The following is a 13843-nucleotide window of genomic DNA, read 5'->3' as shown; positions in this document are numbered from 1 at the left end:
GCTGGTAGACTCCGCGACCATCATGATCAGACTATCCAACCTCACTTTACAGCGTGGTCCGCAGCGCTTGCTAGAAGGCGCCGAGATGACCCTGCACGCCGGTCACAAGGCCGGCCTGATCGGCGCCAACGGCGCCGGAAAATCCAGCCTGTTCGCCTTGCTGCGCGGTGAGCTGTCGCCTGATGCCGGCGACTGCCAACTGCCGGGTGACTGGCGCATCGCCCACATGCGTCAGGAGGTCGATACCCTCGATCGGCTGGCCGTGGACTATGTGCTCGACGGCGACGCGCGCCTGCGCAAGGTCCAGGCCGAGCTCGCTGTGGCCGAAACCGCCCACGACGGCACTGCCCTGGCACGCCTGCACAGTGAGCTGGAAAGCGCCGACGGCTATACCGCCGATGCCCGTGCGCGCAAATTGCTGGCCGGTCTTGGTTTTACCAACGAGCAGATGGACCGCCGCGTCGGCGACTTCTCCGGTGGCTGGCGGATGCGCCTGAACCTGGCCCAGGCCCTGATGTGCCCATCCGACCTGCTGCTGCTCGACGAACCGACCAACCACCTGGACCTCGATGCGATCCTGTGGCTCGAAGACTGGCTCAAGGGCTACCCGGGCACGCTGTTGCTGATTTCCCACGACCGCGACTTCCTCGACGCCGTGGTCGACCATGTGTTGCATGTCGAGCAGCGCAAGCTGAACCTGTACAAGGGTGGCTATACCGCCTTCGAGCGCACCCGTGCCGAGCGCCTGGCGCAGCAGCAGCAAGCCTACGAGAAGCAACAGGCCCAGCGTGCGCACATGGAAAAGTACATTGCCCGCTTCAAGGCCCAAGCCACCAAGGCCCGTCAGGCGCAGAGCCGGATCAAGGCCCTGGAGCGCATGGAGGAGCTGTCGGCGGCGCACGTGGATTCGCCGTTCGACTTCGTTTTCCGTGAATCGCACAAGATTTCCAGCCCGCTGCTGAGCCTTTCCGAAGGCCGTCTGGGCTACGGCGACAAGGCGATCCTCGACAAGGTCAAGCTGCAGCTGGTGCCCGGTGCGCGCATCGGCCTGCTGGGCCCCAACGGCGCTGGCAAGTCGACCCTGATCAAGAACCTTGCCGGCGAACTGTCGCCGCTGTCGGGCCGCCTGGTGCTGGGGGAGAACCTGGCCGTCGGTTACTTCGCCCAGCATCAGTTGGACTCGCTGGACGACAAGGCCAGCCCGCTGTTGCACTTGCAGCGTATTGCGCCGGCCGAGCGCGAGCAGACCCTGCGTGATTTCCTTGGCGGTTTCGACTTCCATGGCGACCGCGTGGACGAGCCGGTGGTGAATTTCTCCGGGGGCGAAAAAGCCCGCCTGGCGCTTGCCCTGATCGCCTGGGAGCGGCCTAACCTGCTGCTGCTCGACGAGCCGACCAACCACCTGGACCTGGAAATGCGCCTGGCACTGACCATGGCGTTGCAGGAGTTCGCGGGTGCTGTGGTAGTCGTTTCCCACGACCGTCACTTGCTCAAGAGCACTACCGACGATTTCCTGCTGGTGGCCGATGGCAAGGTCGATACCTTCGATGGCGACCTGGACGACTACAGCCGCTGGCTGGTCGAGTACCGGCAGCGCAGCGCACCGGCGAGCAACGCGCCGGTCAACCCGGACAAGACCGACAAGAAGGCCCAGCGCCAGGCCGCCGCTGCCTTGCGCCAGCAGCTGGCACCGCACAAGAAGGCTGCCGACAAGCTGGAGGCCGAACTGAACCAGGTGCATGCGCAGCTGGCCGAGGTCGAAACCGCCTTGGGCGACAGCGGCCTCTATGAGGGGGCGCGCAAGGACGAGCTGCGCGACCTGCTGGCCCGCCAGAGCAAGCTGAAGCAGCGTGAAGGCGAACTCGAGGAAGACTGGATGCAGGCCCTGGAAACGTTGGAAAGCATGCAGGCCGAGCTTGAGGCGCTGTCCTGACAGCGAGGTTGAGCTAGACCGACGCAGGGTTTGCGGCTGTCAGGCTGAGCGTTTGCAACGAGCGCATGATCGAGCGACGCCCGCGCGGGCGGCGCTCGATGCACAACATATCCGACAAACCACGCTTTCCCTTCGCGCCCTACAAAATTTGCTGGTTATTTTTTCGCCAACATCTTAGCTTAACGTTTTGCAACATATGTTCGAACGAGGTGTGTGATGTCGATGGAAGTGTGGTTGGGCTTCTTTGCCGCTTGTTGGGTGATCAGCCTTTCGCCTGGGGCCGGGGCGATCGCCTCGATGTCCAGCGGCCTGCAATATGGTTTCTGGCGCGGTTACTGGAACGCCCTGGGCCTGCAGATTGGCCTGGTCGTGCAGATCGCCATCATCGCAGCGGGTGTCGGCGCCATTCTTGCGGCCTCCGCCACGGCCTTCACCCTCATCAAGTGGTTTGGCGTCGCTTACCTGGTCTACCTGGCCTACAAGCAATGGCGCGCCCTGCCGATGGACATGACTGATGAATCCACCGTGCGTCCGATCGGCAAGCCTTTGAGCCTGGTGTTCCGTGGTTTCCTGGTCAACGTCAGCAACCCCAAGGCCCTGGTGTTCATGCTTGCTGTGCTGCCACAGTTCATCAACCCGCATGCACCGCTGTTGCCGCAATACGTGGCGATCACGGTGACCATGGTCACCGTCGATATGCTGGTGATGGCGGGTTATACCGGGTTGGCTTCACGGGTGCTGCGCCTGTTGCGCACCCCCAAGCAACAGAAACGTCTGAACCGGACGTTCGCCGGCCTGTTCATCGGGGCTGCCACGTTCCTCGCGACCCTGCGCCGCGCGCCTGTCTGACCGTTTCGCGGGGGCCTCGTGCAGGCCCCTCATTTCCCCCGGTCCATCATCCCCTTGAGCAAGTCCAAGGGCATTGGGAAGACGATGGTCGAGCTCTTGTCCCCGGCAATCGACCCCAGCGTCTGCATGTAGCGCAACTGCATGGCGCCCGGCTCCTTGCTGAGCATCTGCGCGGCCTGCATCAATTTTTCCGACGCTTGCAGTTCCCCTTCGGCGTGGATGACCTTGGCCCGCCGCTCACGTTCGGCCTCGGCCTGACGGGCGATGGCGCGCACCATCGATTCGTTGAGGTCGACGTGCTTGATCTCGACGTTGGCCACCTTGATGCCCCAGGCGTCGGTTTGCGCGTCCAGCACCTGGCGGATATCCAGGTTCAACTGTTCCCGCTCGGCCAGCAGCTCGTCGAGTTCGTGCTTACCCAATACCGCGCGAAGGGTTGTCTGTGCCAGCTGGCTTGTGGCGACCAGGAAGTCTTCGACCTGGATGATCGCCTTCTGAGGGTCGAGCACACGGAAGTACAGCACCGCATTGACCTTCACTGACACGTTGTCGCGGGTTATCACATCCTGCGGTGGTATATCCAGCACCACGGTACGCAAGTCCACCCGCACCATCTGCTGGATCACGGGGATGAGCAGAATCAGCCCCGGCCCCTTGACCTGCCAGAAGCGCCCCAATTGAAACACCACCCCACGCTCGTATTCGCGCAAGATGCGAAACGCCGACAGCAACAGCACGCCCAGCAGCATCAGCAGGGCCCCGAAACCCAATTGCATGAACATCGTCATTCTCCTTGCGCTGTAGGAGCAGCAGCAGCGCTCACTTCGAGCATCACGCCATGACGCGCGGTGACCCGCACCTGCTGGCCGAGCTGCAAGGGCGTAGTGCACTGGACCTGCCATTGTTCGCCCTGGGCCTGTACTGCGCCACAGAACGGGTTGTCTGCCACCACCTGCGTGACGCTCACCAAGCTGCCCACCAAGCCGGCGTCACCGCTGACCAAGGCCCGCTTGCGAGCTTTGAGGGCCATGCCCAGCACACCCCCTATCAGCGATGCCGAGAGCACCGCCAGGCTCGCGATCAACGCCAGCGGAATGCCGAACCCGGGGGCGTCGGTGTCTATCAGGATGACCGCACCCACCACGAACGCCACGATGCCGCCAAAACCGACCACACCGAAGCTGGGCAGGAACGCCTCGGCGATCATGAAGGCGATACCGAGCATGACCAGCGCGACACCGGCAAAGCTCACCGGTAGCAACTGCAGGGCATACAGCGCCAGCAACAGGCAGATGCCACCGACCACGCCGCCCACGCCGGAACCTGGGTTGATGAACTCGAACAGCAGGCCATACACGCCGATCATGATCAGAATCAGTGCCACGCTAGGGTTGGTGATCACGGCCAGCAGGCGTGTGCGCCAGTCCGGCAGATGCTCGACCAGGTTGGCGTCACGGGTCTGCAACGGGTGCGGCTGGTCAGCGGCGATGAGGGTCTTGCCGTGGAGCTGGCGCAGCAGGTCAGGCAGGTCGTTGGCCACGTAGTCGACCACTTTTTGTTTGAGCGCTTCGCTGGCCGACAGGCTCACTGCTTCGCGTACAGCCTGTTCTGCCCAGTCGGCGTTGCGCCCGCGCAGCTGCGCCAGGCCGCGGATATAGGCGGCGGCATCGTTCACCTGCTTGCGCGCAAGGGCTTGTTCATTGCTGTCGGGGTTGGCCTTGTCATCCTTTGGTGCACCCGGTGGGCCGCCAATCTGCACGGGTGTGGCGGCGCCGAGGTTGGTCCCGGGCGCCATGGCCGCTACGTGGCTGGCATAAAGGATGTAGGTGCCAGCGCTGGCAGCACGGGCACCGCTTGGGGCAACGAAGGTCGCAACCGGCACGGGACTGGCGAGGATGACCTTGATGATCTGACGCATGGCGCTGTCCAGGCCGCCGGGGGTATCCATGCGGATCACCACCAACTGCGCGCCCTGTTCCCTGGCCTGGTCCAGGCCGCGTAGCACATAGTCGGCAGTGGCCGGCCCAATGGCATCATCGATGCTCAGCACCCAGATTGCTCCGGGCGCGGCCTGGCTGCCTGGGGCGAGGCCAAGCATCAGCACCAATAACCACCAGCGCCAGCAGCGAGCGATCACCTGTCGTCACCTTGTTCGCTTCCGTTCTCCAAGTTTAGCCCTGCCCGCCCCGGCAGGGCCTAAAATTGGAGATGGGGGCGAAACCGGAGGTGCATCATGCGAATGGCCAAGACCCTGCAGCAGCGCCTGGACCAGGCCAACTGCGACTACGACATCATTCCCCATCCCCACTCGGCGACCAGCCTGGAATCGGCGCGTACGGCTGGCGTGCCGGCCGAGCGGGTCGCCAAGTCGGTCATGCTCGACGATCGCCATGGCAACTACATCATGGCGGTGCTGCCTGCCAACCGGCACCTGGACATGAGCAAGGTGCGCATGTCTGGCGCCTGGCAACTGACCCGCGAAAGCGGCCTGCCGACCCTGTTCGGTGACTGCGAACGTGGCGCCATCCCGGCAATGGGTGACGCTTATCAGATAAAGATGCTGCTCGATTCGAGTCTTACCCGCCAAGGCGATGTCTACCTGGAGGCGGGTGACCACGATCACCTGATCCACATGAGCATGGAGCAGTACCTGAAACTTGTGCCGCAAGCGGAAGTACGCGAGCTGTGCTGATGTTCTCAAACCAATGCCGGGCTGGCGTCGTGGACGGCCCGCCCGGTACCCAGGAGGAAACATGGAAGCGCCTACCCATCACTTTTCCGAGCTGTTCAAGCAGTTGGGCTTGCCCGATGATCCTCAGAGCATCGATCAGTTCATCTCCAGCCATTCGCCGCTGAAAAACGAGATCAAGCTGGTGGACGCGCCGTTCTGGACCGACTCCCAGCGCGCTTTTCTCAAAGAAAGCATCATTGACGATTCCGATTGGGCAGTGCCCTTCGATCAACTCAACGAAGCGTTGCGCCGCCCCCGAAAATAAAGCGCCGAGCGGCACCTGACGAGTGATCGGCCGTTGCTATGCTCAGGAAAACAATAAGGGGATATGCGCGATGAAAGATCCCTACGCACCAGGTTTCTGGTGCACCGTGACCATCCTGGGCACCCTGACGGCCGGTTACTTCTACGGTATCCGCCACACACACCACATGAGCCAGGCTGTGCAGTTTCTGTACGCTGCTGCGGCAGTCGCTGCAGCGGTCGCGCTGCTGGGCCTGACGTGGATCGCGTGGCAGCAACTGCACCTGAACAAGCGCGAGGTGATCCAAGGGCGAACGTTGCTCACCATCTGGAACACCAAGGTGGCGCTACGCCGGGTAGAGACGGTATTCGACCGGTATTTCTGGGGCAGCTATTGGCATTCGGGGCGCACCTTCGAGGAAGTGATGGGCGAGCTCAGAGGTACACCCCTGGAACAAAGCCTTGATGCGCTCAAGCGCCAGTGCCGAGCCCTGGACCGCGAGGTCCACGACCATCACCATCACTGGTTGGCCAACGCCCGGGATCTGTCCAGCGTCGCCACAGCCATGGCACGCGAACGTTACCAACTCGACCTGCTCGAGCCCTCGAGCAGTGGCCATGGCAATACCGCAGTGCTCAATCGTGACCTTGAAGTGCTGGTCTACACATGGTCGGCGCGCCTGCGCAGCTTCGACCATCAGTTGGACGAACTGGAGCGCGCCTACCACTGAAGTGGGTCATTCACCGCGGATGTACTGCTCCAGCTGCACGATCAGGCTGGCCTGTTCGGCGATGGTTTCCTTGACCAGGTCGCCGATCGACAGCAGCCCGAGCAACTCGCCGTTGCTGACCACCGGCAGGTGGCGCAGGTGGCGGTTGGTCATGAGACTCATGCAGTACTCCAGATTCTGCTTGGGCTCCACCGTGACCACGGGTGCACTCATGATTTCCCGCACCGGCGTAGCCGCCGAAGACCGGCCCTTGAGCACCAGCTTACGGGCATAGTCACGCTCGCTGACGATTCCCACCACCTGGTTGTTCTCCACGACCGGCAGCGCACCGACGTTTTTCTCCGCCAGCATTTTCAGGGCTTCGAGCACCGAGTCGTCAGGGCCGATGGTGTAGACGGTCTGGTGCTGGGACTTGGTCCTGAGGATTTGTTCGACGTTCTTCATACAGGCCTCTGCGGATGGAAAAAACGGGCTCTTGGAGTAACTAAAGCATCCGGCACGCTGGGCTGCACGGCAATGCAGGAAGCGGCATCGAGTCGATTGAAAAACGTCATGGCTGAAGTCGTTACGGGGTGAAGTAATAGACAGGCTTGAGGGCGCAGGGGGGATGCCAAATCGGATGGGGTAATATGCGCGATAATCTGTGACAATACATGTCAAGTTGCCATCATTCAGTCCTCTTTCGGCAAGGAGCCGCAATGCACCGTGCGTTTCGCCTCACAGCGCTAAGCTGTGCCTTCATTACCGCTGCCGGGTGCAGCACTCAGCAGATGGACACCATTTCCAAGAAAGTCAAAGACATCGGCAGGGACTACGGCATGCCGGTGCTCTGTGGTGTCGGTGTGGTGGCCGGGGGAGCTGCCGGTTACGCCCTCAAAGGCAAGGACGGCATCTTGCCGGGTGCTGCCGTAGGTGGCGCGGTGGGTTGCGTCGTGGGTTATGCCTGGCAGTCCCGCCTGCAGGAGCTGGACCGCATCGCCAAAGAAGAAAACCTGAAGATCACCACAGAGAAGCTGACAGTGGCCTCTGCCGCCGTGGTAACTGCTGTGCCGGAGCAGGCAGGTTTGGTGACCCAGATCGAAGACAGTGGCATGTTCGCCACCGGCTCTGACCAATTGACCCCAAGCGGGAAGCGCGCCGTGGCCAAGCTGGCACAGATGTATGCCAAGCCTGCCGCCACCGATAAGCAGGCCGCTGCCAAGGAGTCGCTGGACCGTCGCCTGCTGATCGTCGGCCACAGTGATGCTGTGGGTAACGCCGAATTCAACCAGAAGCTGTCCGAGCGCCGCGCCAAGACGGTCGGCAAGGTCATGCTGCAGGCGGGCATACCTGCCCATGCGATCTACTACCAGGGGGCAGGAGCTTCGCGACCGATTGCCGACAACAGTGACCCGCTGTTGCGTGGCCAGAACCGTCGTGTGGAAATCGTCGAGCTGGCCAACGAACAGGCCTTGGTGATGCGGGCCCAGGCAGAGGCGAGCAACACCCGCTACCTGCACTATGGCACCTCGACCGCAGCCAGGTCCAAGGCTGCCGGCAGCGCTAAGGCCAGCAGCACGCCGGCACAGGCCCAGCCGACCCGGCGGGCGACCGCAATGTCCGGTACGGGCGTTGCCAAAACCCCTGGCAGCGCCAAGCCCACGAAGGCCGCAGCCGCTGCCCGGCCGCAAGTCGATTTCGCCGGCACGCCGGTGGCCAGCTACAACTGGACCATGGCCCAGAGCATCAAGCCAAAACAGAGCGGCTTTACCTTGATCAGCAGCGCTTATGCGGCGCAGATGCCGATGTCGAGCTGTGAGGCCGACAGGCCACGCACCGCCGGCGAGGTCTTGAGCATGGCCAACGACCAGCCGCTGCCAAGGCACGCGACCAAAGACTACCTGCCTGGTTATAACAACCGTGTCTGGGCCAACTTGGTCAATGGGCACCTGGTGACGGTGTCGCCGGTATCGATCCTGCGCGAGAACGCCAAGGTCGATCGCCAGCCGATCCTTCAACTGGTGGAAGATTACAAGCTGCCCACCCAGCATAAGCCACGGACGATGAAAGCCGTCGCCAACACCTATGAAGGCGAAAGCGAAGTGCTGTACCGGGTCTTCGCCCGTGATGCCAAGGCCTCGATTTCCTGCATGGATATCGTCTTCAGCAAGGGCAATGCCCAGGCCAGCCAAGGTGCCTTGTTCTATGCCGCCGGCGCTGATGCTTTCGTCGCTGCTTACACGCCGATCCCGGCCACCAAATAACCCAAGTCAAGGACGTCCTGAATGGAAGACTTTTCGCTAGCTGCACTCAAATCATTGATTCTCGCCAATCAGGTGTTCACCGCCGGCCTGCTTTCGCTGCTGGTGACTGCGCTGATCGTGCATAAATACTGGGAGGAGGTTTCCTATTTCCTCATCCGTGTCTGGCACAGCTTCCCCCTGATCGGTACGGTGGCCCGGCTGTCGCGCAAGCGGTCTTCGGTCGACAGCGATGGCTGGATCAACCACGAAGTGACCTTGTCCAAGCCGTACTACGGCCAGTACAAGAAGTACATGAAAGGCGTGAACGCCTACAATGCCTCCCTGGACTACCTCGCCAAGGCCGGTGAGGCCGGGCGCTCGCCGCGCCCGGGTTGGGTGCTGGTACTGGTGCTGATGCTGGTACTGATCGAGGCCATGGGTTTTGCCTACGTCCTGGCCGGCTGGATGAACATGGATGCCTCGACCAATGACCGCCATTGGCTGACCGCGGGCACTGCGATCCTGCTCGCCGTCGCCTCGGCGTTTTTCGCCGAAGCCGCCGGCCATACGCTGCACCACAACAGCCTGATCGCCCGTGCCCGCCACTGGTGGCAAGGTGAAGAGCCTACCAAGCGCTCGCGTTCGCTAAAGGCCGGCAAGGCGATCAACCTGGAGGATTCCTTCACCGACTCGGACAAGCCGGACTACGAGCAACTGCTGGTCCGGGTAAAGGACGTCAACTCCAACGTCTCGCGCAAGTACGTCTGGCTGGTGGTCTGCGGTGTGTTCGTGGCGGCCATGGCTGTGGGGGCGTTCGTCGTGCGCTCGGCGACCCTGGACAGCATCGAGACCGAGATGGTCAACGGTATGCGCGCAGAGTCCGCGGCGCAAAGCTCCCTTGCAGGTTCCCCGTTTGACCTGCCAGCAGAATCCCAAGCCATCAATGATGAGGCCGACAACGCCACCATCGATGACAAGATGCACGCGATCCGCCAGGCCAGCCTGACCACCTACATCATGCTGTCACTGATCTACATCGCCATTCAGGGCATCAGCATCTGGCTGGCCAGCCGTTACTACTTTGCCGGCACCCACTCGCCAACCGCCTGGCGCCTGACCCACGAGTACGCCACCGCCGAGGAAATGCTCGACGCGATGGACCAGAAACGTCATGCCATTGCCAGTCACGCCGACGACAAGCTGCGTCGCCTGCAGACGTCGCTGTCCGGCCGCGACCATACCGACGCCGCTGTGCTGCACGCGCTGGAAGGTGAAAACACCGCACATCGCAACTTCCTCGCCTACGTCGAGTACAAGGCCGGTAAGGTTTCGCCCCAGCCAGTCAAGCCAAAGCCTAGCGTTGAGGCGGCTGCACCCGCGCCTTTGGCGCAGCCTGTAGCCCCGGCTCCGGTTGCGCCGCAGCCTGCCGTGGCCGAGCCTGTCGCCGCGGCCGTTGCCGAGCCTGCCGCGCCGGTTGAAATCAAGGCTTCGGACTTCCACGACATGACTGGCCTGCCGGAAGAGAACCTGGCTGCCGCCAGCCGGGCGTTGAACGTCAGCGAGGCGACACTGCGTGACATCCGCGAGCAACAGCAGGCGCTCAAGGCGCTTGGCCTGTTCCCAGCAAAAAAGGAGGGCATGCTGTCATGAGGCTTGCCAAGGCCCTGATCCTTGCGTTGGCGTTGCCTTGTGCAGCGCTGGCGGCTGAGCGCAATGACCTGCAGAGCTGCTACACGCGCAATGGTCTGGCTGACATCAAACCTGCAGCCTCGGGGCGTGAGCTGGTGGTGATCATCGATCAGACCATCCCGATGCCTGAAGACCTGCAGCGCAGCAGCTGGGGCCATATCGACCGGTTCGTGCAGCCGGGTGATCGCGTCAGGCTCTATACGTTTTCAGCGTTCTTGCCGGGGGAATACCAGCGCCTGGTGTACGCCGGCGAACTGGACATGCCGTTGCAGGGCGATGTTCGCGACGACGTCAACATGCGCAAGCTGAGGGCCCTGGATCTGTGCCTGGCGACCCAGAAGAAAGCGTTCCAGGCCGGCTTTGGCGGGCTGTTCGTCAAAGGGCTGCGTGATGCGCGCCAGGACATTCCCAAGAGCGAAATCATGAACACCTTGCGCCGGGTAGGTGAGGACATGAGCAAAGAGCAGGGTGTCCAGGAGCGGGTGGTGTATCTGATTTCGGACATGCTCGAGCATTCTGACTACACCAGTTTCTATGCGGCCAACCAGATCAAGCAGCTCAATGTCAGCAATGAACTCAAGCTGGCACAAAGCAAAGGGCTGTATGCGGACCTGCAGGGTGCCAGGGTGTATGTTTCCGGTGCAGGCTTGGTGACCGATGCGGTGAAGCATGCCTACAGATCGGGCAAGACAATGGATGCCCTGAACGATTTCTGGGCGCAATACCTAAATGCGTCCAATGCAACGCTGGAAGGTTTCGGCACGCCCAGCCTGAGTACTGACCTTCGCTGAACGGGGCGGGGCTGTAACCAGCCCCACCCACCAACGAAAAAGCCCCGGGCGCAGGCCCAGGGCTTTTTGATATGGCGCACTCGGCGGGATTCGAACCCACGACCCCTGCCTTCGGAGGGCAGTACTCTATCCAGCTGAGCTACGAGTGCAACGCGCACGCATGATACCCATCTGATTCGGTCGCGTCCATCGCCTTGATCTTCGTCCATTTTTCCTGATCCAGGCGCACTTGCGCGACGCATACCAGATTGCGCAATTTTTGCGCAATCACCTCCGCCCGATGCCAGCTCAGCCCGCCGATACCCACTTCGATGTCCAGCAAATCATCTTGCTGGCTGACCTGCACGCTGTGCGGCGTCAGAAACTGCAGGGCGAACAGGTTGAGTACCCGGCACAGGGTGTCCGGCTCGGCTTCGGCTTGCAGGCGATAGCACACGTTGCTGTGGCTACTGCTGGCGGCCCAGACATCGGTTCGGGGCAGGGCGCGTTCGAATGGGTTCATGCTGGTCTCCGCAAAGGTGGGAGAAATTCTGGCAGGTTGATGCGGGTATTTTTTCGCTATTATTTGATGAATGGGCCAGTGCGGCGAATTGATCAATTTGAAGAATACGAGATCAGGGAATTTTTAATGCAAAGCGAACTGGATGCGTATGACCGGCGGATTCTCGAGCTTCTTCAGGAGGATGCGTCACTGTCCAGCGCGCAGATTGCCGAGCGCGTAGGGCTGTCGCAGTCACCGTGCTGGCGCCGTATTCAGCGGCTCAAGGACGAGGGGGTGATTCGTGGGCAGGTCACGCTGCTCGATCGCAAGAAGGTCGGGCTGAACACGCAGATCTTTGCCGAGGTGAAACTGAACGCCCATGGTCGCTCCAACTTCACCGAGTTCACCGAGGCGATCCGGGGCTTTCCCGAGGTGCTGGAGTGTTATGTGCTGATGGGGTCAGTAGACTTCATGTTGCGTATCGTCACGCAGGATATCGAGGCTTATGAGCGGTTCTTCTTCGAAAAGCTCTCGAACGTACCGGGGATTCAGGAGGTGAACTCCATCGTGGCGCTTTCGGAGATCAAGTCCACCACCTGCCTGCCGCTGACCCGCTGACGCTGTCGCCTGCAAGCCGGCCCCCAAACGTCAACCGAGGCCTGCGAGGCCGTGGTGACAGGGGAGCCGGCTTACCGGCGATGATGCACAAGCGGATGTCAGGCCTTGAGCAGGTGCTTCCAGCCGCGGCTCTGATCAATCGCGCGGGCCTGCTCCACGCGGGCTTCCAGCAGCTCGTCAGGCGCTTCAACCAATGGCAGTTCCGCCAGCTCATGCAGCTTTTTCAGGTCGCCATACAGGCGGTCCATCTGCGGCGCCTCGAGCACCTGGCGCGCATGGTGCAGCCAGGCCAGCAACTGCTCGATACGCGGCAGTTGTTCAGCCAGGTCTTCCGGGCGTTGGGTGTAAAGCGGTAGCTTCAGTGCACGGCCTTCCTCGCCCAGCAGGTGTGCCAGCCAGCTGGCCAGTTGCGCCTTGCCCTGGCGTTCGCCACGGCCCTTGCGCTCTGCGGTCCAGGCACGGGCCAGCAGCCAGCGTGATGTTTCCAGAGAGAATTGGCCCCAGCGGACGTCCTCGAGTTCTTCGAGGAACTGCTCTGGCGCGGCGCGACGGATGTCCTCGTCGTCATTGCCGGCCTGAACCAGCGGGCGCCAGTCTTCCAGCAGCGCGTCCAGGCTGGCGCGCAGGTCACGGGTGCTGGCACGCGGCGCGGCCTGGCCAAGGCTGGCGACCAGTGCACGCAGTTCTGCCAGGCACTGCACCCAGTCCTGCAGCAGGCGCCAGTGGCCATTGTGGCGGTATTGCTCTGCCAGGCGCTGGCTGCTGCCCAGCAGTTGCCAGGCGAGGGCCGCGAAGGCATCGTCGACCGGCATTTCAGCGTCCAGTTCGCTGCTTGGCAAACCCAGCTCGTAGCTGTCGGGCTCCAGCAGGCGGTAACCGCGCTCTGCCTTGCTGATGTCGCACGGCATCAGGGGCAGGCTGGCGGCCAGCTCAGCGGCCAGTTCCAGCAGCGCCTCGGGGGCACCTTCGCGCAGTTCCAGCTCCAGCTCGCAGATCTCTTCCTTGCGTTTGCCGGCGATCACGAAGCCCTGGTCCAGCGCTGCCTCGATCACCACTTTGCTCTTGCCGCGGCCCCAGGCGATCTCGGCGAATTCGCGGGTGAAGTCGGTGGTGAACAGCGGTTTGATGGATTTTTTGTCAAGCTCGGCCAGTTGCTCAGGCCAGCAGGTGGCGTCGAGCTTTTTCAGGTCGAGTTTGACTTTGTCCAGGTGCCACTCGTATTCGTTGCGTTCGGACAGGCCGGCGACGCTTTGGCCACGGCACTTCAAGGTCTGGATGATCACCTCGCCGTCGCGGCGCAGGCGCAGCGCGACTCGGGCAGCAGAAAGTTCGCGCTCAGGGGTGTCGAAGTACTGGTTGAGCAGCTCGCGGGTCTGCCAGCCGGACTTGTTGCGCTTTTTCAGCAGAGGGTGCTCGCGCAGTGCGGCCAGAGTGTCGCGGCTGGCGCGGAGCTTGAGTTCGGTTTCTTTGTGCATCGCAGGCTCGAAGAGGGGCGTGATTGCCGTGCAGTCTACAGCAGTGTGCCGGCAACGGTTTATTCCTTACGGCGGATGGC

14 protein-coding genes and 1 tRNA gene are annotated in these 13843 nt (G+C 62.2%); 9 read left to right on the top strand and 6 right to left on the bottom strand.

The features are described from left to right. Positions 1 to 22 precede the first annotated feature (22 nt). Together ACIPZH_RS23485 and ACIPZH_RS23480 are read left to right on the top strand one after the other, a co-directional pair. Complete coding sequence (locus tag ACIPZH_RS23485; RefSeq protein ID WP_241805003.1) at positions 23 to 1933, top strand: ATP-binding cassette domain-containing protein; 1911 nt, start codon at positions 23 to 25, stop codon at positions 1931 to 1933. Between the two features lie 216 nt (positions 1934 to 2149). Further along, positions 2150 to 2782: a LysE family transporter gene (locus ACIPZH_RS23480; RefSeq protein WP_241805004.1), complete on the top strand. Its 633-nt coding sequence runs from the start codon at positions 2150 to 2152 to the stop codon at positions 2780 to 2782. A gap of 29 nt (positions 2783 to 2811) precedes the next feature. Here the strand turns inward: ACIPZH_RS23480 and ACIPZH_RS23475 are convergent, their stop codons facing one another. After that, positions 2812 to 3564 (bottom strand): slipin family protein, encoded by a 753-nt coding sequence (locus tag ACIPZH_RS23475; protein ID WP_400624432.1) that lies wholly within the window; start codon positions 3562 to 3564, stop codon positions 2812 to 2814. 2 nt (positions 3565 to 3566) lie between these two features. Further along, positions 3567 to 4919: a nodulation protein NfeD gene (locus ACIPZH_RS23470; RefSeq protein ID WP_400638033.1), complete on the bottom strand. Its 1353-nt coding sequence runs from the start codon at positions 4917 to 4919 to the stop codon at positions 3567 to 3569. A gap of 96 nt (positions 4920 to 5015) precedes the next feature. On the opposite strand from ACIPZH_RS23470, the gene ACIPZH_RS23465 reads away from it, so the two are divergent. The 3 genes from ACIPZH_RS23465 (at position 5016) to ACIPZH_RS23455 (ending at position 6487) form a co-directional block, all read left to right on the top strand. After that, positions 5016 to 5474, top strand: a complete 459-nt coding sequence (locus ACIPZH_RS23465) for an aminoacyl-tRNA deacylase (RefSeq protein WP_400638032.1) — start codon at positions 5016 to 5018, stop codon at positions 5472 to 5474. A gap of 61 nt (positions 5475 to 5535) precedes the next feature. After that, a complete protein-coding gene (locus ACIPZH_RS23460; protein WP_267820157.1) occupies positions 5536 to 5778 on the top strand; it encodes a DUF2789 domain-containing protein in 243 nt (80 codons plus the stop codon). 70 nt (positions 5779 to 5848) lie between these two features. Then, a complete protein-coding gene (locus ACIPZH_RS23455; RefSeq protein ID WP_241805008.1) occupies positions 5849 to 6487 on the top strand; it encodes an NADH:ubiquinone oxidoreductase subunit N in 639 nt (212 codons plus the stop codon). Between the two features lie 6 nt (positions 6488 to 6493). Here ACIPZH_RS23455 and ACIPZH_RS23450 read toward each other — a convergent pair whose 3' ends face one another. Then, positions 6494 to 6931: a CBS domain-containing protein gene (locus tag ACIPZH_RS23450; RefSeq protein ID WP_400638030.1), complete on the bottom strand. Its 438-nt coding sequence runs from the start codon at positions 6929 to 6931 to the stop codon at positions 6494 to 6496. A gap of 254 nt (positions 6932 to 7185) precedes the next feature. Between ACIPZH_RS23450 and ACIPZH_RS23445 the strand changes: the two genes are divergently transcribed. Genes ACIPZH_RS23445 through ACIPZH_RS23435 form a run of 3 tightly spaced genes read left to right on the top strand, consistent with a single transcriptional unit; the run spans position 7186 to position 11189 of the window. Continuing rightward, positions 7186 to 8730, top strand: a complete 1545-nt coding sequence (locus ACIPZH_RS23445; protein WP_400638029.1) for an OmpA family protein — start codon at positions 7186 to 7188, stop codon at positions 8728 to 8730. Between the two features lie 21 nt (positions 8731 to 8751). Beyond that, on the top strand, positions 8752 to 10359 hold the full coding sequence (locus ACIPZH_RS23440; RefSeq protein WP_400638027.1) for a hypothetical protein: 1608 nt from the start codon (positions 8752 to 8754) through the stop codon (positions 10357 to 10359). Beyond that, a complete protein-coding gene (locus ACIPZH_RS23435) occupies positions 10356 to 11189 on the top strand; it encodes a hypothetical protein (protein WP_241805012.1) in 834 nt (277 codons plus the stop codon). Before ACIPZH_RS23440 ends, ACIPZH_RS23435 begins: the two co-directional genes overlap by 4 nt. 72 nt (positions 11190 to 11261) lie before the next feature. On the opposite strand, the gene ACIPZH_RS23430 is transcribed toward ACIPZH_RS23435, so the two are convergent. Together ACIPZH_RS23430 and ACIPZH_RS23425 are read right to left on the bottom strand one after the other, a co-directional pair. Then, positions 11262 to 11338, bottom strand: a tRNA-Arg gene (locus ACIPZH_RS23430). Continuing rightward, entirely contained in the window at positions 11329 to 11691 is a 363-nt protein-coding gene (locus tag ACIPZH_RS23425) for a hypothetical protein (protein WP_400624442.1), read from the bottom strand. Before ACIPZH_RS23425 ends, ACIPZH_RS23430 begins: the two co-directional genes overlap by 10 nt. A 126-nt stretch (positions 11692 to 11817) precedes the next feature. On the opposite strand from ACIPZH_RS23425, the gene ACIPZH_RS23420 reads away from it, so the two are divergent. Continuing rightward, on the top strand, positions 11818 to 12288 hold the full coding sequence (locus tag ACIPZH_RS23420) for an Lrp/AsnC family transcriptional regulator (RefSeq protein WP_267820170.1): 471 nt from the start codon (positions 11818 to 11820) through the stop codon (positions 12286 to 12288). 98 nt (positions 12289 to 12386) lie between these two features. Here ACIPZH_RS23420 and ACIPZH_RS23415 read toward each other — a convergent pair whose 3' ends face one another. After that, positions 12387 to 13763, bottom strand: a complete 1377-nt coding sequence (locus tag ACIPZH_RS23415) for an inorganic triphosphatase (RefSeq protein ID WP_400638026.1) — start codon at positions 13761 to 13763, stop codon at positions 12387 to 12389. Between the last annotated feature and the right edge of the window lie 80 nt (positions 13764 to 13843).

Source organism: Pseudomonas sp. NPDC089758 (genome assembly GCF_044748705.1).
In the GTDB taxonomy this organism is placed as follows: Bacteria; Pseudomonadota; Gammaproteobacteria; order Pseudomonadales; family Pseudomonadaceae; genus Aquipseudomonas; species Aquipseudomonas putida_X.
Note: the sequence above shows the minus strand (reverse complement) of the source record. Positions and strands in the feature narration are given on the sequence as shown.

What these genes read in the sequence shown, in the direction of transcription:
- ACIPZH_RS23485 (WP_241805003.1), top strand. Translation starts at nt 23, where the DNA reads ATGATCAGACTATCCAACCTCACTTTACAGCGTGGTCCGCAGCGCTTG.
- ACIPZH_RS23480 (WP_241805004.1), top strand. Translation starts at nt 2,150, where the DNA reads ATGTCGATGGAAGTGTGGTTGGGCTTCTTTGCCGCTTGTTGGGTGATC.
- ACIPZH_RS23475 (WP_400624432.1), bottom strand. Translation starts at nt 3,564, where the DNA reads ATGTTCATGCAATTGGGTTTCGGGGCCCTGCTGATGCTGCTGGGCGTG.
- ACIPZH_RS23465 (WP_400638032.1), top strand. Translation starts at nt 5,016, where the DNA reads ATGCGAATGGCCAAGACCCTGCAGCAGCGCCTGGACCAGGCCAACTGC.
- ACIPZH_RS23460 (WP_267820157.1), top strand. Translation starts at nt 5,536, where the DNA reads ATGGAAGCGCCTACCCATCACTTTTCCGAGCTGTTCAAGCAGTTGGGC.
- ACIPZH_RS23455 (WP_241805008.1), top strand. Translation starts at nt 5,849, where the DNA reads ATGAAAGATCCCTACGCACCAGGTTTCTGGTGCACCGTGACCATCCTG.
- ACIPZH_RS23450 (WP_400638030.1), bottom strand. Translation starts at nt 6,931, where the DNA reads ATGAAGAACGTCGAACAAATCCTCAGGACCAAGTCCCAGCACCAGACC.
- ACIPZH_RS23445 (WP_400638029.1), top strand. Translation starts at nt 7,186, where the DNA reads ATGCACCGTGCGTTTCGCCTCACAGCGCTAAGCTGTGCCTTCATTACC.
- ACIPZH_RS23440 (WP_400638027.1), top strand. Translation starts at nt 8,752, where the DNA reads ATGGAAGACTTTTCGCTAGCTGCACTCAAATCATTGATTCTCGCCAAT.
- ACIPZH_RS23435 (WP_241805012.1), top strand. Translation starts at nt 10,356, where the DNA reads ATGAGGCTTGCCAAGGCCCTGATCCTTGCGTTGGCGTTGCCTTGTGCA.
- ACIPZH_RS23425 (WP_400624442.1), bottom strand. Translation starts at nt 11,691, where the DNA reads ATGAACCCATTCGAACGCGCCCTGCCCCGAACCGATGTCTGGGCCGCC.
- ACIPZH_RS23420 (WP_267820170.1), top strand. Translation starts at nt 11,818, where the DNA reads ATGCAAAGCGAACTGGATGCGTATGACCGGCGGATTCTCGAGCTTCTT.
- ACIPZH_RS23415 (WP_400638026.1), bottom strand. Translation starts at nt 13,763, where the DNA reads ATGCACAAAGAAACCGAACTCAAGCTCCGCGCCAGCCGCGACACTCTG.